The organism is Mesorhizobium sp. WSM3866, from assembly GCF_002294795.1.
Classification (GTDB): Bacteria; Pseudomonadota; Alphaproteobacteria; order Rhizobiales; family Rhizobiaceae; genus Mesorhizobium.
Window position 1 is genome coordinate 376,957 of record NZ_NSGC01000003.1, and the last position, 24,804, is coordinate 401,760.

19 protein-coding genes are annotated in these 24,804 nt (G+C 64.9%); 4 read left to right on the forward strand and 15 right to left on the reverse strand.

The window, feature by feature from the left end; translation table 11 throughout:
* Window positions 1–98: 98 nt before the first annotated feature.
* From CK222_RS09920 to CK222_RS09945, 6 genes are all read right to left on the reverse strand, one after another.
* The gene (locus tag CK222_RS09920) at window positions 99–1,889 is read right to left on the reverse strand and encodes an alpha/beta fold hydrolase (protein ID WP_095800234.1); all 1,791 of its coding nucleotides are present in this window, start codon (window positions 1,887–1,889) and stop codon (window positions 99–101) included.
* On the reverse strand, window positions 1,886–4,423 hold the full coding sequence (locus tag CK222_RS09925; protein WP_245432992.1) for a glycoside hydrolase family 2 protein: 2,538 nt from the start codon (window positions 4,421–4,423) through the stop codon (window positions 1,886–1,888). The genes CK222_RS09920 and CK222_RS09925 overlap by 4 nt, the downstream gene beginning before the upstream one ends.
* A gap of 37 nt (window positions 4,424–4,460) precedes the next feature.
* The gene (locus CK222_RS09930; RefSeq protein ID WP_095800235.1) at window positions 4,461–5,459 is read right to left on the reverse strand and encodes a DUF1839 family protein; all 999 of its coding nucleotides are present in this window, start codon (window positions 5,457–5,459) and stop codon (window positions 4,461–4,463) included.
* A gap of 1 nt (window position 5,460) precedes the next feature.
* Complete coding sequence (locus CK222_RS09935; protein ID WP_095800236.1) at window positions 5,461–6,384, reverse strand: amino acid--[acyl-carrier-protein] ligase; 924 nt, start codon at window positions 6,382–6,384, stop codon at window positions 5,461–5,463.
* A gap of 1 nt (window position 6,385) precedes the next feature.
* Window positions 6,386–7,525: an acyl-CoA dehydrogenase family protein gene (locus tag CK222_RS09940; RefSeq protein ID WP_095800338.1), complete on the reverse strand. Its 1,140-nt coding sequence runs from the start codon at window positions 7,523–7,525 to the stop codon at window positions 6,386–6,388.
* A gap of 68 nt (window positions 7,526–7,593) precedes the next feature.
* On the reverse strand, window positions 7,594–7,839 hold the full coding sequence (locus CK222_RS09945) for an acyl carrier protein (RefSeq protein WP_066997751.1): 246 nt from the start codon (window positions 7,837–7,839) through the stop codon (window positions 7,594–7,596).
* 351 nt (window positions 7,840–8,190) lie between these two features.
* Between CK222_RS09945 and CK222_RS09950 the strand changes: the two genes are divergently transcribed.
* On the forward strand, window positions 8,191–8,514 hold the full coding sequence (locus CK222_RS09950) for a hypothetical protein (protein WP_095800237.1): 324 nt from the start codon (window positions 8,191–8,193) through the stop codon (window positions 8,512–8,514).
* A gap of 27 nt (window positions 8,515–8,541) precedes the next feature.
* Here the strand turns inward: CK222_RS09950 and CK222_RS09955 are convergent, their stop codons facing one another.
* The 4 genes from CK222_RS09955 to CK222_RS09970 all read right to left on the reverse strand — a co-directional run bounded on the left by CK222_RS09955 (window position 8,542) and on the right by CK222_RS09970 (window position 13,983).
* The gene (locus CK222_RS09955) at window positions 8,542–10,158 is read right to left on the reverse strand and encodes an ABC transporter ATP-binding protein (protein WP_095800339.1); all 1,617 of its coding nucleotides are present in this window, start codon (window positions 10,156–10,158) and stop codon (window positions 8,542–8,544) included.
* Between the two features lie 17 nt (window positions 10,159–10,175).
* Window positions 10,176–11,300 (reverse strand): ABC transporter permease subunit, encoded by a 1,125-nt coding sequence (locus CK222_RS09960; RefSeq protein ID WP_067327929.1) that lies wholly within the window; start codon window positions 11,298–11,300, stop codon window positions 10,176–10,178.
* Complete coding sequence (locus tag CK222_RS09965) at window positions 11,293–12,216, reverse strand: ABC transporter permease subunit (RefSeq protein WP_066997760.1); 924 nt, start codon at window positions 12,214–12,216, stop codon at window positions 11,293–11,295. The genes CK222_RS09960 and CK222_RS09965 overlap by 8 nt, the downstream gene beginning before the upstream one ends.
* Before the next feature lie 174 nt (window positions 12,217–12,390).
* Window positions 12,391–13,983, reverse strand: a complete 1,593-nt coding sequence (locus CK222_RS09970) for a peptide ABC transporter substrate-binding protein (RefSeq protein ID WP_095800238.1) — start codon at window positions 13,981–13,983, stop codon at window positions 12,391–12,393.
* Window positions 13,984–14,273: 290 nt separating this feature from the next.
* Between CK222_RS09970 and CK222_RS09975 the strand changes: the two genes are divergently transcribed.
* Genes CK222_RS09975 through CK222_RS32880 form a run of 3 tightly spaced genes read left to right on the forward strand, consistent with a single transcriptional unit; the run spans window position 14,274 to window position 16,536 of the window.
* Entirely contained in the window at window positions 14,274–14,720 is a 447-nt protein-coding gene (locus CK222_RS09975; RefSeq protein WP_082980554.1) for a TadE/TadG family type IV pilus assembly protein, read from the forward strand.
* A 23-nt stretch (window positions 14,721–14,743) separates the two neighbouring features.
* Window positions 14,744–15,907 (forward strand): pilus assembly protein TadG-related protein, encoded by a 1,164-nt coding sequence (locus CK222_RS32875; RefSeq protein ID WP_245432993.1) that lies wholly within the window; start codon window positions 14,744–14,746, stop codon window positions 15,905–15,907.
* A complete protein-coding gene (locus CK222_RS32880; protein WP_245432994.1) occupies window positions 15,904–16,536 on the forward strand; it encodes a hypothetical protein in 633 nt (210 codons plus the stop codon). The genes CK222_RS32875 and CK222_RS32880 overlap by 4 nt, the downstream gene beginning before the upstream one ends.
* A gap of 6 nt (window positions 16,537–16,542) precedes the next feature.
* Here CK222_RS32880 and CK222_RS09985 read toward each other — a convergent pair whose 3' ends face one another.
* From CK222_RS09985 to glgC, 5 genes are all read right to left on the reverse strand, one after another.
* Complete coding sequence (locus CK222_RS09985; protein WP_095800239.1) at window positions 16,543–18,186, reverse strand: alpha-glucosidase family protein; 1,644 nt, start codon at window positions 18,184–18,186, stop codon at window positions 16,543–16,545.
* Window positions 18,186–20,186 (reverse strand): glycogen debranching protein GlgX, encoded by a 2,001-nt coding sequence (gene glgX / locus CK222_RS09990; RefSeq protein ID WP_095800240.1) that lies wholly within the window; start codon window positions 20,184–20,186, stop codon window positions 18,186–18,188. Before glgX ends, CK222_RS09985 begins: the two co-directional genes overlap by 1 nt.
* 196 nt (window positions 20,187–20,382) lie before the next feature.
* Window positions 20,383–22,011, reverse strand: coding sequence for an alpha-D-glucose phosphate-specific phosphoglucomutase (locus CK222_RS09995; protein WP_095800241.1), 1,629 nt, complete (start codon window positions 22,009–22,011; stop codon window positions 20,383–20,385).
* 3 nt (window positions 22,012–22,014) lie between these two features.
* Window positions 22,015–23,460, reverse strand: coding sequence for a glycogen synthase GlgA (glgA, locus tag CK222_RS10000; protein WP_095800242.1), 1,446 nt, complete (start codon window positions 23,458–23,460; stop codon window positions 22,015–22,017).
* A 66-nt stretch (window positions 23,461–23,526) separates the two neighbouring features.
* Window positions 23,527–24,792, reverse strand: coding sequence for a glucose-1-phosphate adenylyltransferase (gene glgC / locus CK222_RS10005; protein WP_067327922.1), 1,266 nt, complete (start codon window positions 24,790–24,792; stop codon window positions 23,527–23,529).
* Between the last annotated feature and the right edge of the window lie 12 nt (window positions 24,793–24,804).

Below are 24,804 nucleotides of genomic sequence, written 5' to 3' on the forward strand. Positions count from 1 at the left end.
AACCTTTCGGCTTCGCGCAGAGAACCGTATCGCTGCGTGATGCTTCAAGACGCGACGCGCTTGCCGCATATCAATGCTCAAGCCGAACTGATGATCGCCTACGGCGCCAGGAAGGAAGGGCTTGCCGTCGCGCGCACCGGCTCGGAACGAGCATAACCGTCACGCCTGATGCCGCCATGGTCGATCAGGCGAGCGATCACGGCGCGCCGTGCGTGATACGGCGTCAGCGTGTGGTCGGCATTCGGCAGCGAGACCCTGGTCACGCCGCGAATGCTATCGAGCCGCTCTTCCTCCGAGCCAAAATGGCGGGCGATCTCCTTGAGGCTCAGATCGCCTTCCGAGGTTACGAGGAGGACCCGCACGCCGCGGCCGCATAGGTCGCGCATCCAGCGTTCCACCCGCCGCTGTCCAAGCAGCGCGGCCGGATGCAGCATCGACAATGTGGACTTGATCGCCTCCAGCCCGCGCCGGATGATCAGCCGGGCGCATCGCGAAACGATCCCGCGCCATGCGGGGGCGGCCGGCTCGCGGCTCTCCTGCATGGCGCCAGCGTTCTGCCCGAGCACGGCCTTGGAGGTCTCGTAAGTCTTCCAGACCGCCATCTCCAGCGCGTAGGAACTGTTCCAGGCGAAGCAGAGCGGGTTGATCATGGTCAGCATCCGTACCCGCCGATCGGCCCGCGCGGCGTGAAAAGCCTGAAACGCGCCGGCGCAGGTGCCGACCAGGCCGACCCCGGGGTAGCCGGCTCGCTCCATCCAGTTGATCGCACGACTTACATCATGGCGCGTGCGCCGGTCATAAAGGAACAGGCGCCCTTCCTCGGTCGGATCGCTGAGGCCAAGTCCGGGCAGGTCGACGCGCAGCGAGGCTACGCCTTCCGCCGCCAGGGCTCGCGCCGCTTCCACCGTGCCGCGCGCCCAGCCGACATGCGGCACGCCACCGGCATTGAGGAAGATCACCGGCTCGGCCTCGGTCTGGCGTTCGCGCGGTCGGCAAAGCACACCGCAGATCATCGGCGCCGGTCCGATCAGCACCGGGCTTTCCGTGTAATGCGGACCGTCCAGGATCTGCGACACATCGCGCGGCATGGCCTTTCCCGCTGCCGCTTTGCCGGGCTGGTCGGCGATCCAGGCGGCGCAGCGATCGAGAGCGGCGGCCGGAATCCGGTTGGCGGTCGGGTCGCACATCAAGAGAGGATAGCCATCGAACTCGGCCGTCGCGATCTCCGCAGCGCCCGCCGTGTCGCCGCCGACCTCTTCGGCAGCCAGCGGCTTGCCGTTTGTAAGCACCAGCATCGGCAGGGATGGAAGGCCAGCCGCTGCATGCCGCCAATCGAGCGCCGAGAGATCGGCCAGCGTTTCATGCGAAATTCGGAACCCGGCGGCCTCGCGCCCCTCGGTGAAAACCCCTTCGCCCGCCGAACGGCTGGCCAGCGGCGCGTCGATCATGCGCGACATGGCTGTGACCTCGCGAACATAGGCCTTGCCGGAGGACGGCGGCGCGAGCAGCACGAGACCCGCCACGTCGTCGCGTCCGGCCGCCGCCAGCGGGGCCAGCAGGGCACCAAGCCGGAAGCCGACCAAAATGACGTCCGCCACGCCGCAATCCTGCTTCAGCCGATCGATCGCTGCGCCTATGCTCGCCGTCCACCGTTGCACCTGACCGGGCGTTGAATGATCCCCGGCGGCATTGCCGCAGCCGGGATAGTCGAATTGCAGCGCCGGCAGACCGTTTTCGGCCACCTTGTCAGCCAGAAGCCGCAGGAAACGCCGGCTGCACAGGTCCTCGTGGCCATGCGCCCCGGCGATCACGACACCCCGGCCGCGCCGCCCGGTTCCCCTGCCTTCATGAAGCCAGCCGATCGTGTCGGCGAAGACGACCCCCTTCATGCCACGCTCCCGGCAGGCCGCAACGAACGCATGATCTCCGCCCTGGTCTCTACATTGTCGGCTTGCGGCGCATCGTAGGCCACCTCGCGATCGCCATTCAGCGCCGTCACGACGCCGGCCGGCGTGGCAGAGGCCGGCCCATCCAGGCCAATTTCCTTCACCGCGCCAGGCATCAGGTGGAAGCCGTTCTCGCGCGGGAAGAACAGCCCATCCTTGATGGCGACGTGATAGGCGGCGCGTCTGCAGGCGAGCCGCAGCCGCCAGCCGTCTCTGCCGCGCATCAGCGCTGCCGACAGGCCGACATCGCGTCGCGCGGTCATGACGCCGGGAAGCACATGAAAGGCTTCGGCCAGGATCTCGCCGTCGCGGCCTTCCAGCCTTGCCACGGTTACCTCGTGCCCCGCTGGGCCGAAGCGATAGGCGTAAGACAGATCAAAGAAGGCGCCGAGCAGCGAGAATGCCGCAAGCGACTGCGCCCCGCGCGCCTGCAGAGTGACCGGCCGGCGCGCCGCCACCACCGGGGTGACGCCGTCGCGCAGGCAGACAAGCGATAGCGTCGCCTCGACTGCCCTTGCCGTGTCATTGACGAGATGGACGCCCAGCCCGTTGACGCCCTCATCGCTCAGCGTCAGCCGGAGCGGCGCGAAGGCGCGTCTCAGCGCATGCCAGACCGATTTCGGCCGACCGGCAGAATCGACGACGCCCCACCCTGCTCCCGGGAGCAGATCCTTCCAGAAGAACACCAGCGCGCCCGCCGTCGGGGAGGCCGGTCTGCGCCATTCATCGATCGTGCGCTCAACCACCTCGGCAATGACAGCGCGCGAGAGGTCGAGGTAGCGCGCTGGATCCTCCATGCGCAGCCGGCGAGCGTCGACGCCGAACAGCGTCTCCAGATAATGCTCGCGCACGTCCTCGAAATCCCACGACGCACCTGCATCGCGCGGCACGCCGGCCTTCCAGCGCGGATCGTGGCCGGGCGGAACGGGCAGATGCTCATCGAGCGTCGCCTGTTCCGGCACGTTGGCGAAGGCGAGGCATTCGCTGGCGAAACGCACCTCCGCGCGGCGCGCGTCCTCCAGTGGCCGGCAATAGGCGCCGACGCCATAGTAGTGCGTCGGGCCGCCATCCGCGGCGAAGGGCAGGCTGCCGCCGGAGGGCGAGGAGGACACGAGCGCCAGATCGGGCAGGATAGCCTGCGCGGCCGGACGCACGACATCGTCGAACCAGGGTGTCGGATCCATCGCCACCGGCATGCCGAGCATCGCGGCCTGCTGCGCCACCTCGCTGCCGCCGCACAGCACCGCCAGCGACGGCGAATGCCGAAGCCGCCCCAACAGGTTCTCCACCTCGCGCGACAGCGCCGCCCGCCAGGCCGCGCTCTTCGCCGGATAGTCGAAATTGGCAAGCATCAAATCCTGCCAGACCAGAATGCCCATCTCATCGCACAGCTCGTGGAAGGCATCGCTTTCATAGGCGAAGGTGCCGCCGACCCGCAGCATGTTGACGCCGGCTTGGCGCACGAGATCGAGATCGGGCTGGATTTCGCCTCGCTCGCAGGGCAGTCGCACGGGATCGGAGGGCGTCCAGACCGCGCCGCGGCAGAACACCGGCACACCGTTGACGACCAGGCGAAAATCGCGTCCGTCGGCGCCGCGATCGATCTCGATGCGGCGGAATCCGACCCAGCCCAGCCGGCTGCGCACCGTGCCGAGCGTCGCTATCGCTTCGTGCAGCGCCGGCTCGCCATGACTGTTCGGCCACCATGGGGCGACATCGGCAATGGCCAATTCCGCCGTCAGCCGGGTGGGTGTCTCGAACTTGAGGGGCGCGCGCACTCCGGCACAGCTGACATGCGCCGTTTGCGCATTGTCGAAGGGTTCGGCGAGGGTGATCGCAACCGCAAGATGCCCGGTCATGCCGTCGAGCCTGGCGCGCATGTCGGCATCGAGGATGCGCTGCCCGCCATTTTCGTGGATCAGCTTGACCGGACGCCACGGCCCGACGACATCGAAGCTCGGGCACCAGCCCGGCATATGGCCGATCAGGGTCGTGCGCACCAGCCGCAGCCGCTGATCGTCGATCATGCGAGGGCGCCAGCGGGCGCGCGGACCGATCGCCGTTTCCAGATGGCGGTCGAGACTGCGAAAGACGATGGCGAGCTGCTCGCCCCCTGAAAGGCTTACCGCAGCCTCATGGCGCTCGAACATCGAGGTCGAGGTGAACAACAGCCGATCGTCAAGCCAGACCTCGGCGACAGTCGCCAGCCCCTCGAACACTAGCCGCACCGGACCGGTCGCGTCGAGCCTGCGGCTGTGCCAGACATCGCGGTCGTGCAGCCGGGTTGGCTGCTTGCGGTCCCAGCGGCCATGCTTTTCCAGCGTGGCGGCCGCCGTGCCGGGACAGGCCGCGTCCAGCCATTCGGCATTTGCGTCTATGTCATTCGGCGAAGCCCAGGCACCTGCCGCCGAGATGGCCATCCGCCACCCCCGATCCAGCAATCCGGCAGTGCCGGCGATCGACACCGTGGCGTCCATTCCCCCACCCATCATCAAATGCGCGTCGGCCGGCCCGCTAGGCCGCCTTGGAGGCGACACCGGCCATGCGGGCGTCCAGCACCTTCATCACCGTTTCGTAGGCCTGCGCCATCGGCGCGATTGCTTCGGTCAAGCCGTCGAAGCGCTGCCGCGCCATCGCGCGGGCGAGCTTGAACTGCATGACCTTGGCGCCCTCGGCAATGTTGCCGGCGGCTTGCACCGCCTCTGCCAGGCAGGTTTCGCCGTGCTGCCCCAGCCATTCGAGATGACTGCCAAGAAGTTCGAAATTCGCGCCGACCTGCCGCAGCGTGTTGAAGGCATAGGTGTGGAAATAGGCAGGCGACTTCGTCGCCAGCCTTTCAGCGTGGCGGCCGAACGCGGCCCCATAGGCGTCGAGCGGATTGCGCTTCGGCCGCCGCTTCAGGTGATGCGCGAGCAGCGCCGCCGCGGTCCCGACCGCGTCGCGGGCCGGGCGCGTGGCGTCGAGCTTCACGAATTCCGCGTAAGGAAACAGCGGCAGGTCGCCCGCCGACACACCATCCCATTGGCCGAAGATGCCGTCATAGTCTTGGCCCTCGAGCGCGAAGTAGCCGTCATTGTGGAAGTAGCGCATCTGCCGCGACTCGGGATCGAGCGCATTGATGCCGACTGTGGTCTTGGAATGGCCGCTGCGGTAGGTGAGGCCTTTGGTGTCGGGCAGGTAGAAGGCATCAACCTCGACCAGCGGCAGCCGGCCGAGCTCGACTTGCGTCAGCACATGCGTCTCCAGCCGGTCGAAGACCGCCAGCTCTTGGATGTCCAGCCCCGCCAGCCTCTGCAGGTCGGCGGTCGGGAACTTGAAGAACGTGAACTGATCACCTTCGAAATCCTGCGCCGCGGTGAAACCGAGCGCCGCGACCGGATCGTGCCCGGTCGCGTGCAGAACCTCGATCAGAAGGTCGACATAGCAGTTGGTCTGCGGCCACCGCCTTTGCGGATCGTGCAGCCAGTGCGGCCGGTAGCTGGCCGGATCGAGGCCGGCGATAGCCCTCAGCATCTCACACGCTCCAGAGCACGTCGCGGACCGCCGCCGGCCAGGCTTCCGTGTCCGGCCCATGGTGGCGGAACAGCGCCAGCGCCACGCGCTCCAGCCCGAAGCCGACGCAGGCCGAATGGCAGAACTCCCCGTCGGCGAACTTCAGGCCCCAGGTCTGGCCAAAATGGTCCTGGTGATAATTGAAGCTCAAGCAGGCGGTCGGCTTCTCGATGCTGGTCACCGGAATCAGCAGCTCGAATTTCAAGCCCTGATCGCGCTGGTTGTTGGCCATCATCCTGCCGCCACGGCCGAAGAACGGATCGTTGGCAAGATCGACCTCGCAAGGCAGGTCGAGCGACTCGATCATGGCCCTGCCGCGCTTCAGCCAGCTTTCGCGGAACGAGCGCACCTGCTCGGCCGTGCCGATCTTGACGAACTCGCGCATGCGGAAAAGCTGCATGCGCGCCGGATCTCTCGACGGCTCGTGGCGGAAGCAGTAGGAGGAGAGTTCGAAAAGAAGGCCCTGCGCCGGCACCGGGCCGCGCGCAGCTATTGTGGGATAGAGCGGATAGCAGGCGGCGGGTGTCAGCGCGAGGTCCGTCGCCTTCTGCAGCTCCGTCCAGTCTCCGCCGTCAGCCATCATGCCGAGCAGCTGCGCATGCTCCCGCTCGCCGCCCATGAAGGAATGCACGCAGCCGGCAAGCTGCGGGAAGCTCTTCATGTAGCCGCTCTTCTCCAGCGTCGCGCGGCTCATGCCCGGCGGAAAATGGATGCGGGTGGCCTTGTCGGGCGCGCCGAGCCGGGTGACGAGACGCTCGAACCGCTCGATCACGTCCTCGAATGCGCCCGAACGGCCATAAAGGCCGTCGACGCCGGATTCGAACAGGATGCCGTTCTCGAACAGGCTGTCGAGCAGCGACTTGGAGTCGAATGTCTTGGCGTCCATCTCAGCTCCCCAGGCCGGTGTCGAAGCGGCTCATCAGCATGAGCGTCGCGGTATTGGAAAGGATGCGGTCGTTGGAGATCATCACCGGCGCCGAGGTCACGTCGCGCAGGTGCCGGCCGACGCTGAACGGGGTACCGTTCTTGTAGCCAAGAATGCCGTTGACCAGCATGGCGAGACGCACCACGGCGCCGGCCTTCTCGCTGGCCGCGACCTTCAGCGCGTTGATCTCGGCGGCGAAGCCGATCGAAGACAGCGCGTCGTCGTCGCCCGCGGCCGCTTCGAAGCGGTGGATGGCGGCCGCAAGGTGGCCTTTCATCTCCTGCAAAAGGGCGGCCGCTTCGGCAAGCCTCAGCGCGCCCGGCGGCATGGAGTCGGGCTGCTTGCGCGCCGCCGCCTTGACGAAGGCCTGCGCCCGATTGAAGGCGTCGGCGGTGATGCCGAACCAGGTCGCCGCCCAGAAGATGTGCGAGCTGGCCAGCATCGACTGCGCCGCGATCTCGGAGAACGGCTTCGGGAATATCTGCGCCGCGTCACCCGTGGCGACCAGATGAAAGCCGTCGGAGCAGGTGCCGCGCATGCCGAGCGTGTCCCACACCGACGTGCGCTCAAGCGTGCGGTTGCCGTCGGCCGGGATCACCACCATCACCTGATCGGAGCTGGCCGCATCGGGGGCGCGACGCGCCGTGGCGAGGATGGCGTCGGCATAGTTGCCATAGGAGATGACGGTGGCTTCCTTGGTCAACGCGAAGCGCCCGCCGGCGACCTCGACCGCACAGATCGAGTTGCGCAAATTGCCGCCGATGCCGGCCTCCGTAGTCGCCGAAGCCATCAGAAGCTGCTCGTCGGCGATGCGCCGCATATAAGCGCGGTGCCAATCGCTGGCGCCTCCGTGAGTGACAAAGCTCGACGTCTTGATCTGATGCATGGCATAGATCATCGCGCTCGAGCCGCAGGCCTGGCCGAGCTGCACGATGAGGTCGGCGATCTGCATCGTGCCGAGCCCCTCGCCGCCATGCTCGATCGGGATCGCCACGCCGAGCAGGCGCTCGCGCTTCAGCGCCTCGATCGTCTCCGCCGGGAAACGCCCCTCCTTGTCGACGGGGTCGGCATGGCCGGCGGCGATTTCGGCGACGCGGCGCATGCGCTCGGTCGCGGCTTCGGGCGCCTCCGCGAGCGAGGCCGCCTCTATCTTTCTCAACACGTTCATGGCTACGCCGCCTTGCGCGTCAACTGCGAAACCGCATCCGCGATGCTGGCCAGCGAAGAGAAGGTGCGCCGCGTCAGCATCGTCTCGGGGAATTCGATGTCGAACTCCTCTTCGAGCGCCAGCATCATCTGCACTGAGGCGAAGGAGGTCAGCCCCGCGTCATAGAGATTGGCGTCGTCGGCGAGCGCGCCGAAATTCAGCGGAATCATCGGATGCTGCTCGAGCAGCGAGCGTATCTGGTCGATCATGGAGTCCCCACCTTGCGTTGTGCAGCCGGCAATATCGCAGACGCAGCGCAACCGTGGCGTTAACGCCGCAGAGCAGTTTCAACCATGCCTAAGGATCGGTAACGGACCGCAATACAATTTTACGGCTCTCGATTCGGAGGGACCTCTGTCCGGGATTTTTTGTGGCTGCGTGTCCGCATCGATATCACGCCACGGCCCCTCCGCCGCCGCCGCGACCTGGCAAAAGCCTGCCGTCAATCAATCGATCAGATAAATGGTCGACAATAGGCCCTCACTTTGGCCTAATGGTTGCCGCGATCCCATTCGAGAGCTGCTGGACGATTTTTGGAACGGCGAGACCGGGGTAAGAGTATGAAGTTCACGCTGCGGGCTCTCTTGCCGTTGACCTTGATCGCAGGCTGCTCGTCGAGTGTTGCGTCGATCAATCCGGCGAAATACCACGGGATGAGCTGCGCCGACCTCAACAGCGCGCTCGGCGACACCGCCACCGATATTTCGCGGACGGCGATCAGCCGCGGCAAGGTCGCCAATACCAGCGTGCCGACTTGGCTGCTCGGCGGCGAGCGCGTAAAGACGGTCGTGGCCAATCGCGATACCGCCAGGATCGAGCGGCTGCAGCAACAGCAGCAGGCGATCATCGCGGCCAGGAAGAGCCGCTGCCCGTCCTCGCAGTGAGCAGGGCGTCGCCGAGCAGCGGAAATCTCAAGCGCTGATGCGGAACCTGGTCGTATCGATCGCCGCCTTCATCAGTGTCTGCGTGTAGGCTTCGCGCGGATTGCCGAAGATCTCCTCGGCCGGCCCTTCCTCGACGATCTTTCCCTGCTTCATGACGATGATGTAGTCGGCCATGGCGCGCACCACTGCGAGGTCGTGGCTGATGAAGAGGTAGGACAGTCCGTGGTCCGACTGCAGCTTGCGCAATAGCTCGACGATCTGCTTCTGCACCGAGCGGTCGAGCGCCGAGGTCGGCTCATCAAGCACCACCACTTTCGGCTTCAGGATCATAGCGCGGGCAATGGCGATCCGCTGGCGCTGGCCGCCGGAGAACTCATGCGGGTAGCGGTTGCGCGCGTTGGGGTCGAGGCCGACCTCGCGCAACGCCTCGACGGCACGCTGGTCGCGCTGTTTGCCCGTCAGCGAAGGCTCGTGCACCAAAAGCCCTTCGGTGATGACCTGGCCAACCGTCATGCGAGGCGACAGCGAGCCGAACGGATCCTGGAAGACGAGCTGCAATTCGCGCCGCAGCGGCCGCATCGCGTGGCGGTCGGCCTCTGAGATGTCGCGGTCGCCAAAGCGGATGACGCCGTCGCTGGGGAGCAGCCGCAGCAGCGCGCGGCCGAGGGTCGATTTGCCGGAGCCGGACTCGCCGACGATGCCGATCGTCTGGTTGCGCTTCAGCCGGATCGATATCTTGTCGACGGCCCGCAGCATCAGCGGCTCGCCGCCGAGAAAGCCACCGCCGATTTTGAAGACGACCTCGACGTTGCGGCCCTCGAGCAACACTGGCGAATTGGCGGGCGCGGCCGCCTTGGTGCCGGTCGGCTCAGCGGCGAGCAGCATCTTGGTGTAGGCGTGCTGCGGATTGGCGAAAAGCGCTTCCGCCTCGCCCTCTTCCACCACCTCGCCCTGGCGCATGACATAGACGCGGTCGGCGAAACGGCGGACGATGCCGAGATCATGGGTGATGAAGACGATCGCCATGCCGAGCTTGCGCTGCAGTTCGGCAAGTAGCATCAGGATCTGCGCCTGAATGGTGACGTCGAGCGCCGTCGTCGGCTCGTCGGCGATCAGGATGTCGGGATCGTTCGCCAAAGCCATAGCGATCATGACGCGCTGGCGCTGGCCGCCCGACATTTCGTGCGGATAGGATTTCATCCGCCGCTCGGGATCGGGGATGTGCACCAGTCTCAACAGCTTCAGCGCCTCCTCACGCGCGGCCTGGGCACTCAGGCCGCGATGGCGGCGGATCGGCTCGATGAGCTGGTTGCCGATGGTGTAGAGCGGATCGAGCGAGGTCATCGGCTCCTGGAAGATCATGCTGATCTTGCGGCCGCGAACCTTGTTGAGCTCGCTCTTGGTCATCTCCAGGAGGTTGCGGCCGCGGTAATCGACCTGGCCGGTCGCTTCGCCATTGGAGGAAAGCAGGCTCATCGCCGCCATCATCGTCTGGCTCTTGCCGGATCCGGATTCGCCGACGACGGCGACGGTCTCGCCGGCATTGACCTTTATGCTGATGCCCTTCACCGCCTCGACCGTGCCGTCGAGGGTCTGGAAGCGGACGCGCAGGTCCTTGACGCTGAGGATCGTTTCGGAAGCCATGTCGGCGATCCCCATCCTTATCGATCTTTGGGGTCGAGCGCGTCGCGCAGGCCGTCGCCGACAAAGTTCAGCGCGAACAGCGTCGAAACGAGGAAGAAGGCCGGGAACAACAGCAGCCAGTTGGCATAGCCGATGTTCTTGGCACCGACCGAAATCAGCACGCCCCAACTCGTCATCGGCTCCTGCACGCCAAGCCCGAGGAAGGACAGGAAGCTTTCCAGGATGATGACCTGCGGCACCAGCAGCGTCATGTAGATCACCACCGGCCCGAGCAGGTTGGGGATGACGTGGCGCACGAGGATGCCGCGCTGGCCGACGCCCATCGCTTCCGCCGCCTGAACGTATTCTTGCCTGCGGATCGACAGCGCCTGGCCGCGCACGATGCGCGCCATGTCGAGCCACAGCACCGCCCCCACCGCCAGGAACATCAGCACGAAGTTGCGGCCGAAGAACACCACCAGCATGATGACGAAGAAGATGAAGGGCAGCGAGTAAAGCACGTCGACGATGCGCATCATCACCTCGTCGACCCTGCCGCCGGCAAAGCCGGCCGTCGCGCCGTAGATCACGCCGATGACGCCGGCGACGACACCGGCAAGCAGGCCGATCGCGAGCGAAATGCGCCCGGCCATCAGCGTGCGAGACAAGAGATCGCGCCCGGTGTTGTCGGTGCCGAAGAAGAAATACTGCTGCTTGACGGCCGAGCTCATGGTCATTTCGAGCCCATCGGGCGACTTGCTCTCGATCTTCGTGTCGTCGAAGGCGTCGGAGCGGTCGAGATAGCGGATATTGCGGTCGTCGATCGGCTTCTTGGAGGTGACGGTGACGACGACGCGGCTGCCGTCTTGGTGCCACTCCTTGATGTCGACGCGCATGCGTTTGATCGCGTCGCTCAGCGCACCCTGGATCATGTCGGGCTTCGGATAGGCCGACAGGCTCGGCGGCGTGCGCACATAGTCGCCGTAGATGGTCGTGTATTCATGCGGCACGACCATAGGGCCGAACACGCTGATGACGGCAATGAATGCCAGATAGTAGAGGCTGAACATGGCGGCGCGGTTGCGCTTCAGCCGCGCCCAAGCATTGCCCCAGAGCGAGCGGCCGACGATCGGCTCCGGAGCGGCTACGGCAAGCTCAGTCATAGCGCACCCTCGGATCGACGACCGCATAGAGAAGATCGACGATCAGGTTGAAGACGATGGTGAAGAGCGCGATCACCACCACAGTTCCCATGACCAGCGTGTAGTCGCGGTTGAGCGCGGCGTCGACGAAGTAGCGGCCGACACCTGGAATGGAGAAGATGGTCTCGACGATGATCGAGCCGGTGAGCAGCGCCGCCGCCGCCGGACCGGTGAAGGAGACGATCGGCAGCACGGCGCCGCGCAGCGCGTGCTTGACCACCACCGACCAGTCGGAGAGGCCGAGCGCGCGGGCGGTGCGGATGTGGTGCGAGCGCAGGCTCTCGATCATCGAGCCGCGCATCAGGCGGGCGACGATGGCGATCTGCGGCAGGGCAAGCGTCAGCACCGGCCCGACCTTGTTGATTAAGGCGCCGTCGCCCCAGCCGCCGATCGGCAACAGCTTCCAGGAAAGGCCGAAGACGAGCTGGATCACCGGCGCGGTGACGAAGGTGGGGATGGTGCTGCCGGCGGTGGCTAGAGCGATCACCGAATAGTCGGCTATTTTATTCTGGTTGAGCGCGGCGATCGTGCCGAGGATCGAGCCGAGCAGCAGCGCCAGCACCAGCGCCGAGGTACCGATCTGCACCGAGATCGGCAGGCCCTTGGCGAAGAGTTCGGTGACGGTGAAATCCGGCAGGTTGTAGCTCGGTCCGAAACTGCCGCGCAAAAGATTGCCGAGATAGTGGAGATATTGCAGCCAGAGCGGATCGTCGAGGCCGAACTGGGCTTCGAGATTGGCCCTGATCTCGGGGCTCAAGCCCCGCTCCTGGTTGAACGGGCCGCCTGGCGCGACGCGGATCAGGAAGAACGCCACCGTCACGATGACGAACAGCGTCGGGATGGCGGTCAATAGCCGCCGGAAGACATAACGCAGCATCGGCGCCCCGCTTCAGCCAGGGCGACGGCTCTCCAGACGAGATCGTGGCGCGCTGGCATCTCTGATCTTCGCACCGCGATCGCCGAAAATCCAATGCGACTTTCGGCCCGGCACGACGACAGACCGCGGCCGCCGCTCCCTAAAAGAGAGCGGCGGCACGGCCAAGGTTCCTTGTCAGTCCTTGGAGATGAAGCGAGACGGATGAATGTCCATCACATTGTCCTCGAAGCCATGCAGCTTGGAGGAAACGATGTCGTGGTAGCTGTAGTAGAGCAGCGGGATTTGGCCGACATCGTCGACGAGGATGCGCTCCGCTGCGGCGAGGTCCTTCATGCGCTCCTCAGGCTTGCCGCCGGCGGCGGCTGCCTTGTCCATGGCGGCTTCATAGGCAGGGCTGTTATAGTTCGAGTAGTTGTTGCCGCTCGCCTTGCGCGAGATGCCGAGGAAGGTCTCCGGATCCTTGTAGTCGGCGATCCAGGCGGCGCGGGCGACGTCGTAGTTGCCCTTCTGCTCGAGGAAGCCATAGTGGGTCTTGGTGTCGGTGTTGAGCAGCGTCACCTCGATGCCGAGCGGCTTCAGCTGTTCCTGGATGGCGACCGCGGTGTTCTTGTGGTTCTCCGAGGTGTTGTAGCGGATCTCCATCTTCAACGGATGCTCGGGTGTATAGCCAAGCTTTTCCAGCACTTTCTTGGCCGCATCCTCGCGGTCGATCTGAGACATGTCGGCGTATTTGGCCAGTGCCGGCGTGTAGCCCTCGATGCCCGGAGGCACCATCGAATAGCCGGGCAGCATCGAGTTCTGCCAGACCTTCTCGGCGAGGAAGTCGCGATCGATCGCCATCGAGATGGCGTTGCGCAGCTCGACGTTGTCCCAAGGCGCCTTATCGGTCTTGACCGCATAATAATAGGTGCCGAGATATGGCCCCACACGGATCTGGTCACCGAATTTGGTTTTGAGATCGGCGAGCTGTTCGGTCGGCAGGTCGCCATAGCTGTCGAGTTCGCCGGCCTCGAAGCGCTTCATCGCGGACGAGCGATCCTCGGTCGGGATGTAGTTGACCACGTCGAGCTTGACGCTCGCGGCGTCCCAGAACTTCGGGTTCTTGACCAGTTTCATGTGGTCGTTGGGAATCCACTCCGCCAGCGTATAGGCGCCGTTGGAGACCAGCTTGCCCGGTTTGATCCAGTCCGCGCCGAGCTTGTCGATCGAAGCCTTGTTGACCGGATAGGTCGCCTGGTGGGTCAGCATCTCCAGGAAGTAGGGCGTCGGAGCCTTCAGCGTGACTTGCAGAGTGTTGGCGTCGATCGCCTTCACGCCCATATCCTCAGCCTTGCCTTTCTTCGTGTTGAAGTCCTCGGCGCCTTTCACCGGATAGAGCATCGAGGCGTATTCTGCAGCGGTGGCCGGGTCTTCCAGCCGATGGAACGAGTAGACGAAGTCGTCCGCCGTCACCGGGCTGCCATCCGACCACAGGCCGTCCTTGCGCAGCTTGAAGGTGTAGACAGTGCCGTCGTCGGACACCGTCCAGCTTTCGGCGGCGCCCGGAATGAGGTTCGTCTTCGGGTCATGCATGACGAGGCCCTGGAACAGGTCGCGTATAATATCGGCCTCGTAGACCGTCGACGTCTTGTGCGGATCGACCGTCTCCGCCTCGGCAGCGGATCCGCGATTGTAGACGGTCTCGGCAAAGGCGGGCGTGTAGAAAGCACCGGTCGCCAAGGCCATCGTGGTGGCGAACACGGTCGCCTTCAGCAGGTTTTTGAGCATGAAGTCTCTCCCTTGTTGGCGCGGCCCCTCAACTACGCCTTGAGTGTTGACGCCCCGGAACCGTCAACGGGTCCCTTTTGAGCGCGCCCCGGTTCCCTTCCGGCGGCTGGTGGCGGGAGACTAGACAGAGGAATATCTTATTTCAACTGCCCGCTGCTTGACGTTGAGTGAGCAGCGTTTCGCTAAAACAGCGATATCTAAAGCTTAGGCGTCCCGTTCAACTGTGTGCACCTTTCGGTTGTCCCAGCCGTTTTCTGTTTTTGCAAGCAGGTTTTGGCATTCTCCGGCCCATGCTGAAGAACCGAAATTTCCTTGCTCCTTGGTTCCGTTTCCGGGCTGACGCCGCGGGCACGTCTGCGGTCGAATTCGCCATGCTGGCGCCGATCTTCATCCTGCTATTGCTCGGAATGGTTGCATACGGAATCTATTTCGGCGCCAGCCATTCGGTCCAGCAGATCGCCGCCGACGCGGCGCGAACGGCGATCGCCGGCCTCAACCAGACGGAGCGCCAGGCGCTGGTCACCGATTTCATCAGCCATGACGTCGCCGGCTATGCTTTTGTCGACCCGAAAAAGCTGACGGTCGACGCCAAGGACAGTACCGTCGACGGCAGCCAGTTCATCGTCTCAGTCAGCTATGACGCGCGCGACCTGCCGATCTGGAGCCTGTTCCGGACGCTGCCGTTGCCGGGCACCACGATCCAGCGCCAGTCGACGATCCGGGTCGGAGGCATATGATGCGCTACTCCGCGGGGAGAGTGATGGACGCTGCGCGACGGCTGATCGCCGACCGGCGCGCCAATTTCGCGGTTATGACCGCGCTCTGCACGCCAGTGGCGCTGACGCTGACCGCGTTCGCGATCGATGAGGGCTCGCTTTATAACGAACGCCGCGCCGCGCAGTCGATCGTCGACCTCGCCGCGATCACCGCCGCCGCCAACATCAACAAAGCCCAGCAAGCCGTGCTGACGACGCTGAGGGACAACGGAATCACGTCCGTCGCCGTGCAGCAGCAGGGCACCAAAATCGAGCCGACCGGCAGCAAGGCGGTCGTCGAGGTCGTGCCCGGACGCTATTCGGGGGTCAGTTCCATCGCGGCCGGCAGCCGCTTCGAAGCGGGCAAGCTGCCCTATAATGCCGTCCAGGTGTCGATGAAGAAGCTCGGCACGCTCTATTTCGCCGCTTCGGTGATGGCCCCGCCGGTGATCGGCACGACAGCCACCGCAAGCGCCCAGCCCGCAGCAGCATTCTCGGTCGGATCGCGGCTCGCCAGCGTCAATGGCGGCATCCTCAATGCGCTGCTCGGCGCGCTTCTGGGCGGCAACCTCTCACTCAGCGTGATGGACTACAATTCGCTGATCTCGGCCGATGTCGACGTGCTCTCCTTCACCGATGCGCTGGCGACGCAGCTGCGTCTGACCGGCGGTACCTATTCGGATGTGCTCGGCTCGAAGGCAACGGTCGGCCAGATCACCACCGCGATGGCCAACGTGCCCGGGCTCGACCGCACCGCCAAGCTCGCGCTGCAGACCATGGCCTCGAGCGCCACCAACTCGGTCAAGATCCCGCTTGGCCATCTCGTCGACCTCGGTTCGGTGGGCAGTCTGGGGCTCGGACAGAAGCCCGCCGGGCTTTCGGTCAGCGCCAGCGCCATGAGCATGGTGAGCGCAGCCGCGGCGCTCGCCAACGGCACGAACCAGGTTACGGTCGACCTCGGGGCGACGATACCGGGACTGACATCGACTACGCTCCAGGTCGCCATCGGCGAACCCATGCAGTCCTCGCCATGGCTGGCGGTGGGAGAATTGGGCACAGTGGTGCGCACGGCGCAGACGCGCATCAAGCTTAATCCCAGCGTCGGATTGGAAACGGGAACAACGGCAATGGCTTTGGCAACGGCACCGGAAATGGCACAGCCGGCATGAAGCTGGGCGGCGGCGTCAAGCTGCTTGCCGTCAACCTGCCGCTCAATATCGAGGTCGCCTATGCCGAAGCCAAGCTGACCGACATCAGCTGCCCGACCGGGCCCTCCAGCATCAAGGTCTCCATCGCCGCGCAGCCGGGCGTCGTCGCGGCCCATCTCGCCGACAGCAACGCCAGCGGCTTCGCAGACTTCGGCAAGCCGCAATCCTTCAGCGACGCCGACATCGCCGACGTCAGCCTCAAGATGCTGCTGGCCAACCTCAATCTCCTGCAGATCAAGGGATCGTCGGCCTTCTCGGTCACCAGCATGGCGCCGACGAACCTGACCTTCAGCGCCACCGAGATCGCCAACAAGGCGATCAAGACAGTGTCGACCAAGAACCTGACGCAGTCGCTCACCACCTCGCTGGTGAACAACCTGTCGCTGACGGTCAACGCGCTCGGCCTCGGTCTCGACGCGACCACCCTGCTCGGCACGGTGAAGCCGGCGGTGACGACGCTGCTCAACGGCGTCACCGCGCCGGTCGACAACCTCGTCTACAATGTGCTTGCGGTGCTTGGCGTGCATGTCGGCGAGGCCGATGTGCGGGTCACCGGCGCGACTTGCGGACGCTCGGTGCTGGTGCAGTAGCGACCGTCAGCCAATTCTCCCGACGAAGCACCCTACAGGCGGCAGCGCCAGCGCAATTTCTCCGAGAACACCGCCAAGCACGCCGGCGACGTCTACGGCAAGAACCGTTATCTCGACATCGCTGATCTCGGCCGGCAGCGTCCAGTTCGCCGGCTCACCAGCGAAGTTGAAGACGCATAGCAAGTTCTCGTTTTCGTGCTGACGGATGAAAGCAAGCACATCGCCCTCAGCCTCTAGGAACCGGATCGAGCCGGCGATCAGCGCCGGATGGCGCTTGCGCAAGGCCAGCATCGAGCGATAGGCGGCAAGGACAGAACCGTCCTCGCCCTCCTGCACATCGACCGCGCGGGCGCGATGCGACGGCGGTACCGGCAGCCAGGGCTTGCCCGCGGAGAAGCCACCAATTTCGGCCCCGGCCTCCCACACCATCGGGGTGCGGCAGCCGTCCCTGCCCTTCACGCCCGGCCAAAAACGGACGCCCAGCGGATCGCGCAGGTCCTCATAGGCAAGCTCGGCTTCCTCAAGCCCAAGCTCCTCGCCCTGGTAGAGGCAGATCGAGCCGCGCAGGCAGGACAGCAGCGCGATCGCGAATTTCGCCACCGCATCAGGATTTTCGCCCGGCTGCGTCCAGCGGCTGACATGGCGCATGACGTCGTGGTTGGAGAAGGCCCAGCAGACCCAGCCGTCGGCAACCGCGTTCTCGAACGCCTCGACGCAGCCGCGCACATGGGCGGCCGAGAATTGCGGGCCGAGCAGGTCGAAGGTGTAGCACATCTGCAATTTGTCGCCGCCGGAGGTGTAGGCGGCGAGCGTCTGCAGCGAGCGCTCCTCATCGCCCACTTCGCCGACGGCGGCACGGTCCGGATATTCGTCGAGCAACACGCGGAAGCGCTTCAGGAAATCGAGATTCTCGGGGCGCGTCTTGTCGAAGAGATGCTCCTGGAAGGCGTAGGTGGTTGAGGCGACGTTGGTGCCGGCGACGCTTGAAGCCAGCGGCGGGTTGTCGCGCAGCCAGCGGTCGTGGACATAGTAGTTAACGGTATCCAGCCGGAACCCGTCAACGCCGCGCTCCAGCCAGAAGCGCACGGTGTCAAGCACCGCATCCTGCACCTCCGGATTGTGGAAATTCAGATCCGGCTGCGCGGCCAGAAAATTGTGCATGTAGTATTGCCGGCGGGTGGCGTCCCACTCCCAGGCCGGCCCGCCGAACAGCGACTGCCAGTTGTTGGGCGCACTGCCATCCGGCTTGGCGTCGGCCCAGACATACCAGTCCGCCTTGGCGTTGTCGCGGCTGGCGCGGCTCTCGACAAACCATTCGTGCTTGTCGGACGAATGCGAGATCACCTGGTCGATGATGAGCTTGAGGCCGAGCCGGTGCGCCTCGGCGACCAGCGCGTCGAAATCCTCCAGTGTGCCGAACATCGGATCGACATCGCGATAGTCCGACACGTCATAGCCCATGTCGGCCATCGGCGACTTGAAGAAGGGCGAGAGCCAGACGGCATCGACGCCGAGCGAAGCGACATGGGCAAGACGCGACGTTACCCCCTTGAGATCGCCGCTGCCGTCGCCGGTCGTATCCTGGAAGGAGCGCGGATAGATCTGGTAGACCACGCAGCCGCGCCACCATTCGGCATTCCCACCAGCCATTACGAACCCTTCCCGGCGTGGGCGTTTCCGGCCGCCCTGCGCTCGATCATGAAATTGACGGTGCGGCCGGGCAGCGGCCGCGCCAGGTCGATCGCCTGCGTGTCGATCGCCGAACGCCACTCGTAGCCATCTCGCAGCGGCAAGGTGAAGACGCATTGGCGGCGGTCGCCATTGACCATGACGGCAAGGCGACCGCGCTGGCTATCGCCGAGGATCATGACGAGGCGGTGTCGGCCGGGGTCGTTCCAGTCGGCCTCGCCGAGCGGCACGCCGGTTTCGGTCAACCACTCGACGTCCGGGATTTCCATTCCGTCTGCAGCTTTGCCGGTCAGGAAATTCGTGTCGGATAACGGCGGAAAGGCACGGCGCAGTTGCGCAAGCGCTGCTGTGTACCGCTCCAGCGCCCGGTCGCGGCCGGCCCAGTCGAGCCAGGTGATGGCGTTGTCCTGCGCATAGGCGTTGTTGTTGCCCTTCTGTGTGCGGCCGAACTCGTCGCCGGCGGTCAGCATGATGGTGCCGCGCGAGGCAAAGAGCGTCGCAAGCAGCGCGCGCTGGTCACCGAAGCGGGCCTTGGCGATTTCGGCGTCATCGGTCTCGCCCTCGACACCGTTGTTCCACGACAGATTGTCATTGTGGCCGTCGCGATTGTGCTCGCCGTTGGCCGCATTGTGCTTCTTCTCATAGGCAACGATGTCGGCCAGCGTCATGCCGTCATGCGCGGCGATGAAATTGACGCTGCGGCTCACCGGCTGGCCCGCCCTGCCGAAGACATCGGAGGAGCCGGCAAGCCGCGTGGCTAAAGCGCCGATCGCGCCCGCGTCGCCGCGCCAAAAGCGCCGGACGTCATCGCGATAGCGGTCGTTCCATTCAAGGTATGGCGGCCGGAAATTGCCGAGCTGGTAGCCGGTCGCGCCAATATCCCATGGCTCGGCGATCAGCACGCGGTCGGCGAGCACGGGGTCGCCGGCGATGGCTTCGAGAAGCGGCGCCTCCGGATCGAACGTGCCGTCAACGCGGCCGAGCACCGGCGCCAGATCGAAGCGGAAGCCGTCGACGCCGGCATGGCGGACGAAATGGCGCAGCGTATCGAGCACCATCCTCTGCACGACCGGGTGGTCGCAGGCGACGGTGTTGCCGGTGCCGGTGTCATTGGCCAGTCGGCCGTCCGGCATGTGCCGGTAATAGGTCCGGGCGTCGAGGCCGCGCAGCGACAGTGTCGGCCCGAGCCGGTCGCTTTCGCCGGTGTGGTTGAAGACGAGGTCGAGGATCGTGCCGATACCCGCTTCACGCAGCGCCGCGACGGTATCGCGCAATTCGCTCAGGCCGTCCGGAGCCAGGCGGGGATCGAGCGCCATGAAGGTGACGGGATTGTAGCCCCAGGCATTGTTCAGCCCCAGCGGCGGCAAATGGCGCTCGTCGATCGAGGCCGTGATCGGCATCAACTCGACGGCGGAAACGCCGAGACGCTTCAGATGCTCGACGACAGCCGGATGGGGAAGCGCCGCGATGGTGCCGCGCTGGGCCTCGGGGACGTCCGGATGCAGCCTGGTGAAGGAGCGGACGTTCAGTTCGTAAATCAGGCCGCCGGGCCGGAACAGCGGCGGCTGGGGCGGCTGCGGTTTGGGCAGGGAATGAGCAATTGCCTTCGGCATGAGCGGCGCAGTGTCGGCGCCTTCATTGCGTTTGGCGGCCAGCCTCCAGTGATATTGGTATGGACGATCGACCTCGACGGCATACGGATCGATGAGAAGCTTGTTCGGATCGAACCAGAGGCCGCGCTCCGGCGCATAGTCGCCGTCGGCGCGAAAACCGTAACGCGTGCCGTTCCCAAGGCCGGGGACAAGGAGTGCATGCACGCCCTCGCCTTCCGGGTTGAGTTCCAGCCGGTCGATCTCGCGCGTGCCGCTGTCGTCGAAGAGCGAGACCCAAAGACGTCTGGCCGATGAGGAGCAAACGGCAAAGCGGATGCCTTCGGGAGTGATGCTGGCGCCGAGGGTCATGCGGGCCTCTCCCCTTCTCCCCTTGTGGGAGAAGGTGGATCGGCGCGCAGCGCCGAGACGGATGAGGGGCGTTGGAAGGAATGAGGCGTCGATGCTCTGGACACGGGTTTGCGCCAAGCTGGAACACCCCTCAACCGTCCGAACTTCGCTCGGCCACCTTCTCCCACAAGGGGAGAAGGGGAAATCCTCACCACTTTCAAGTAATCACGCTCGGCTTGTTGCGACCGGTGTGGCTCTTGATGCCGGCGATGTCGTCGGCGGCGGCGATGAGGTCGGCGAGCGCTTCCTGCGTGTCGAGGTCATGCCTCGCCTTGTCGGGCTCGTAACGCTCGATATAGACGCGCAGCGTGGCGCCGGAAGTGCCGGTGCCGGAGAGCCGGAACACGACGCGCGAGCCGCCCTCGAACAGGATCCTGATGCCCTGGTTTTTGCTCACCGAGCCGTCGACCGGGTCGTGATAGGCGAAGTCGTCGGCGCTGGCGATCTTCATGCCGCGCACGCTGGTGCCGGGCAGCGAGCCGAGCTTGGCGCGCAATACGTCGACCAGTGCGTTGGCGCGGTCTGTCTCGACCTCCTCATAGTCGTTGCGCGAATAATAGTTGCGGCCGTAGCTTTCCCAGTGCTTGGTGACGATGTCCTTGCAGCTCTCGCCCCGCACAGCGAGGATGTTGAGCCACAGAAGCACGGCCCACAGCCCGTCCTTCTCGCGCACATGGTTGGAACCGGTGCCGGCGCTTTCCTCGCCGCAGATCGTCGCCATGCCGGCGTCGAGCAGATTGCCGAAAAACTTCCAGCCGGTCGGCGTCTCGTAGATGCCGACGCCGAGCTTCTCGGCGACGCGATCGGCCGCTCCGCTGGTCGGCATCGAGCGGGCGATGCCCTTCAGGCCTTCCTTGTAGCCGGGCGCCAGATGCGCATTGGCGGCCAGCATCGCCAGAGAATCCGAGGGCGTTACGAAGATGCCCTTGCCGATGATCAGGTTGCGGTCGCCGTCACCGTCGGAAGCGGCGCCGAAATCCGGCGCGTCCGGCCCCATCATCTCGTCATAGAGATGTTTGGCATGGACCAGGTTCGGATCGGGGTGATGGCCGCCGAAATCGGGCAGCGGCTTGAAATTGCGGCAGGTCCCGGCCGGGGCGCCGAGCCTACGCTCGAGGATCTCCTTGGCATAGGGGCCGGTCACCGCGTGCATGGCGTCGAAGCGCATGCGGAAGCCATATTTGAAATTCGCGCGGATGGCGTCGAAGTCGAACAGGCTCTCCATCAGCTCGGCATAGTCCTTGACCGGGTCGAACACCTCGACCGTCATGCCGCCGGCTTGGAAGGTGCCGATCGTGTCGATGTCGACGGTGCCGATGTCGGCGATCTTGAAGCTCGAGATCGTCTTGGACTTTTCGAAGATCGCGTCGGTGATCTTCTCCGGCGCAGGGCCGCCGTTGCCGGCATTGTATTTGATGCCGAAGTCCTCGTGCGGGCCACCCGGATTGTGGCTGGCCGACAGGATGATGCCGCCAAAGGTCTTGTATTTGCGGATGATGTTGGACGCGGCCGGCGTCGACAGGATGCCGCCCTGCCCCACCATCACCTTGCCGAAGCCGTTCGCAGCGGCCATGGCGATGGCCGTCTGGATGACCTCGCGGTTGTAGAAACGGCCGTCGCCGCCGATCACCAGCGTCTTGCCCTGAAAACCTTCCAGCGCGTCGAAGATCGACTGGATGAAGTTCTCGGCATAGTGCTCCTGCTGGAAGAGGGGCACCTTCTTGCGCAGGCCGGAGGTGCCGGGCTTCTGGTCGGTATAGGGTTTGGTAGGGACGGTTTTGATCATGCCTCAGGCAGCCCTTTTTGAAAGCAGCAAGCGATAGAGTTCGACATATTTCTCGGCGCTCTTGTCCCAGGAAACGTCGGCCTTCATGCCCTGGCGCTGGATCGAGGCCCAGGCGGCGGGTCTGGCATGCGCTTCGACAAGGCGACGGATGGCGTGCAGGAGGGCGCCGCCATTGTTCGGCGCGAATTGGAAACCGGTGGCAACGCCGGCCGAAAGTGCCGCCTCGTTGGCGTCGATGATGGTGTCGGCGAGGCCGCCGGTGCGGGCGACGACCGGCACGCAGCCATAGCGCAATCCATAGAGCTGGGTCAGGCCGCAGGGCTCGAAGCGTGAAGGGATGACGATGGCGTCGCAACCGCCCTGCATGATGTGGGAGAGCGCCTCGTCATAGCCGATGACGACGCCGACGCGGCCGCGATGCCGCGCGGCCGCGGCAAGCAGCGAGCCTTCGAGGCCGGCATCGCCCGAGCCCAGAACCGCCAGTCGTGCCCCACGCTGAACGACGCCGTCGACCACGGCAGCCAAAATGTCCATGCCCTTCTGCCAGGTCAGACGGCTGACCACGCAGACGATCGGGCTGTCGTCAGGCTCGAGGCTGAAGCGGTCCTCCACGGCCTTGCGGTTCAGGTCGCGCGCTTCCAGCGTCTCGGCCGAATAGTTGGCGACCAGGTGCTTGTCGGTCGCCGGGTTCCAGATGTCGACATCGATGCCATTGACGATGCCGTAGAGGTCGACGGCGCGCATGTTGATCAGGCCGTCGAGGCCCATGCCGAATTCCGGCGAGCGGATTTCCTGCGCGTAGGTCGGGCTCACCGTGGTGATCGCCCAGGCGGCCTGCAGGCCGGCCTTGAGGAAGCCGACGCCGCCATAATATTCGACGCCATCGAGCTGCATCGCCACGCCCGGCAGGCCGAGCTCGCCGAAAATGCCGGAGCCGAACTGTCCCTGAAAAGCAAGATTATGCACGGTGATCAGCGACGGCACGCCGATCGCATTGCCGTAGCGCATGTAGGCGAGCGTCATTGCCGACTGCCAGTCATGGGCATGCACGAGGTCTGGCTGGTAGCCGGAGATCGCGCCGCCGGCGATGTCGCCGCCGACCTGACTCAGCGCCGCGAAGCGCCGCCAGTTGTCGGGCCAGTCGGAGCCGGAGGCGGTACCATAGGGCCCGCCCTGGCGGTCGAAAAGATGCGGCGCGTCGAGCACGAAGAGCTCGAGCTCGCCGATCTTGACGGCGTGAACCGAAGCCTTGCCGCCCTGCAGCAGCGGGTACTGATAGACGGCCTTCTTTTTCTTGAAGGCGTCCATCACCACCGGGTAGCCGGGGATGAGCGTGCGCATCGCCACGCCCTTGCTGGCGAGCGCGATCGGCAGGGCACCGGTCACGTCGGCAAGCCCGCCGGTCTTGATCAGCGGGAAGATTTCGGGCGTGACGGACAGAACCTGCATGCGCCTAAGATCCACGGCTAAAGTGACAGCTTGTTGATCAGACTGACAACTTGCCGATCAACCCTATCAGGTTGACAGCTTGTTGATCATATCCTGAGTGATCAGGCAGATGCCCTTTTCCGAAACGCGGAAGCGCTTGGCGTCGAGTGCCGCATCCTCGCCGACCACCAGCCCCTCCGGTATGTGGACGCCATGGTCGATGACGACGCGCTTGAGGCGCGCGTTGCGCCCAACCTGAACGTCGGGCAGCATCACCACTTCCTCGAGCTTCGCATAGGAATTGATGCGCGCGCCGGTGAAGATCAGGCTGCGGCGCAGCGATGCGCCGGAAACGATGCAGTCGCCGGACACCAGCGAGGAGATCGCCTCGCCGCGACGGCCGTCCTCGTCATGCACGAATTTGGCCGGCGGCTTCAATTCGGCATAGGTCCAGATCGGCCAATCCCGGTCGTAGAGATCGAGTTCGGGCGTGACATCGGTCAGGTCGATATTGGCTTCCCAATAGGCGTCCACCGTCCCGACGTCGCGCCAGTAAGGCTCCGACTCGTGCGAGGAGCGGACGCAGGATTTGGCGAAGCGGTGGGCGATTGCCTTACCGTGCTGAACGATGTAGGGGATGATGTCTTTGCCGAAGTCGCGGCTGGATCCTGGCTCGGCCGCGTCGCGGCGCAACTGCTCCATCAAGAACTTGGTCTTGAAGACATAGATTCCCATCGAGGCCAGCGCATGGTCCGGCTTGTCCGGTATGCCGGGCGGGTCGGCGGGTTTCTCGATGAAGGAGATGATGGTGTCCTTCTTGTCGACATGCATGACGCCGAAGCCGGTCGCCTCCATACGCGGCACTTCGAGGCAGCCGACGGTGACGTCGGCGCCGGCATCGACGTGCTGGCGCAGCATCAGCTCGTAGTCCATCTTGTAGATGTGGTCGCCGGCTAGGATGACCATGTATTCGGGGCCATAGGCCTCGATGATGTCGATGTTCTGGTAGACCGCATCCGCCGTGCCCTCGTACCACTGCGTTTCCGAGACGCGCTGGGAGGCGGGCAGGATGTCGAAGCTCTCGTTTCGTTCGGGGCGCAGGAAGTTCCAGCCGCGCTGCAGGTGTCGGATCAGCGAGTGCGCCTTGTATTGGGTGGCGACGCCGAGGCGGCGAATGCCGGAGTTGAGCGCATTGGACAGCGCAAAATCGATGATGCGCGTCTTGCCGCCGAAATAGACGGCGGGCTTGGCGCGCCGGTCGGTCAGCTCCTTGAGGCGGCTGCCGCGGCCGCCTGCCAGCACATAGGCCATGGCATCGCGCGCCAGCGGCTGGGTTCTCTTGATCTCTGCCATCGTTTGCCTCCC

Bases quoted from the DNA above. Each gene is read 5' to 3' on its own strand.
- CK222_RS09955 (WP_095800339.1), bottom strand. From the start codon at position 10,158: ATGGCTTCCGAAACGATCCTCAGCGTCAAGGACCTGCGCGTCCGCTTC.
- CK222_RS09940 (WP_095800338.1), bottom strand. From the start codon at position 7,525: ATGCGCCGCGTCGCCGAAATCGCCGCCGGCCATGCCGACCCCGTCGAC.
- CK222_RS09960 (WP_067327929.1), bottom strand. From the start codon at position 11,300: ATGACTGAGCTTGCCGTAGCCGCTCCGGAGCCGATCGTCGGCCGCTCG.
- CK222_RS09920 (WP_095800234.1), bottom strand. From the start codon at position 1,889: ATGAAGGGGGTCGTCTTCGCCGACACGATCGGCTGGCTTCATGAAGGC.
- CK222_RS09970 (WP_095800238.1), bottom strand. From the start codon at position 13,983: ATGCTCAAAAACCTGCTGAAGGCGACCGTGTTCGCCACCACGATGGCC.
- CK222_RS09945 (WP_066997751.1), bottom strand. From the start codon at position 7,839: ATGATCGACCAGATACGCTCGCTGCTCGAGCAGCATCCGATGATTCCG.
- CK222_RS09935 (WP_095800236.1), bottom strand. From the start codon at position 6,384: ATGGACGCCAAGACATTCGACTCCAAGTCGCTGCTCGACAGCCTGTTC.
- CK222_RS09930 (WP_095800235.1), bottom strand. From the start codon at position 5,459: ATGCTGAGGGCTATCGCCGGCCTCGATCCGGCCAGCTACCGGCCGCAC.
- CK222_RS09965 (WP_066997760.1), bottom strand. From the start codon at position 12,216: ATGCTGCGTTATGTCTTCCGGCGGCTATTGACCGCCATCCCGACGCTG.
- CK222_RS09995 (WP_095800241.1), bottom strand. From the start codon at position 22,011: ATGATCAAAACCGTCCCTACCAAACCCTATACCGACCAGAAGCCCGGC.
- CK222_RS09925 (WP_245432992.1), bottom strand. From the start codon at position 4,423: ATGGACGCCACGGTGTCGATCGCCGGCACTGCCGGATTGCTGGATCGG.
- CK222_RS09975 (WP_082980554.1), top strand. From the start codon at position 14,274: ATGCTGAAGAACCGAAATTTCCTTGCTCCTTGGTTCCGTTTCCGGGCT.
- glgX (WP_095800240.1), bottom strand. From the start codon at position 20,186: ATGACCCTCGGCGCCAGCATCACTCCCGAAGGCATCCGCTTTGCCGTT.
- CK222_RS32880 (WP_245432994.1), top strand. From the start codon at position 15,904: ATGAAGCTGGGCGGCGGCGTCAAGCTGCTTGCCGTCAACCTGCCGCTC.
- CK222_RS32875 (WP_245432993.1), top strand. From the start codon at position 14,744: ATGGACGCTGCGCGACGGCTGATCGCCGACCGGCGCGCCAATTTCGCG.
- CK222_RS09985 (WP_095800239.1), bottom strand. From the start codon at position 18,186: ATGGCTGGTGGGAATGCCGAATGGTGGCGCGGCTGCGTGGTCTACCAG.
- glgC (WP_067327922.1), bottom strand. From the start codon at position 24,792: ATGGCAGAGATCAAGAGAACCCAGCCGCTGGCGCGCGATGCCATGGCC.
- CK222_RS09950 (WP_095800237.1), top strand. From the start codon at position 8,191: ATGAAGTTCACGCTGCGGGCTCTCTTGCCGTTGACCTTGATCGCAGGC.
- glgA (WP_095800242.1), bottom strand. From the start codon at position 23,460: ATGCAGGTTCTGTCCGTCACGCCCGAAATCTTCCCGCTGATCAAGACC.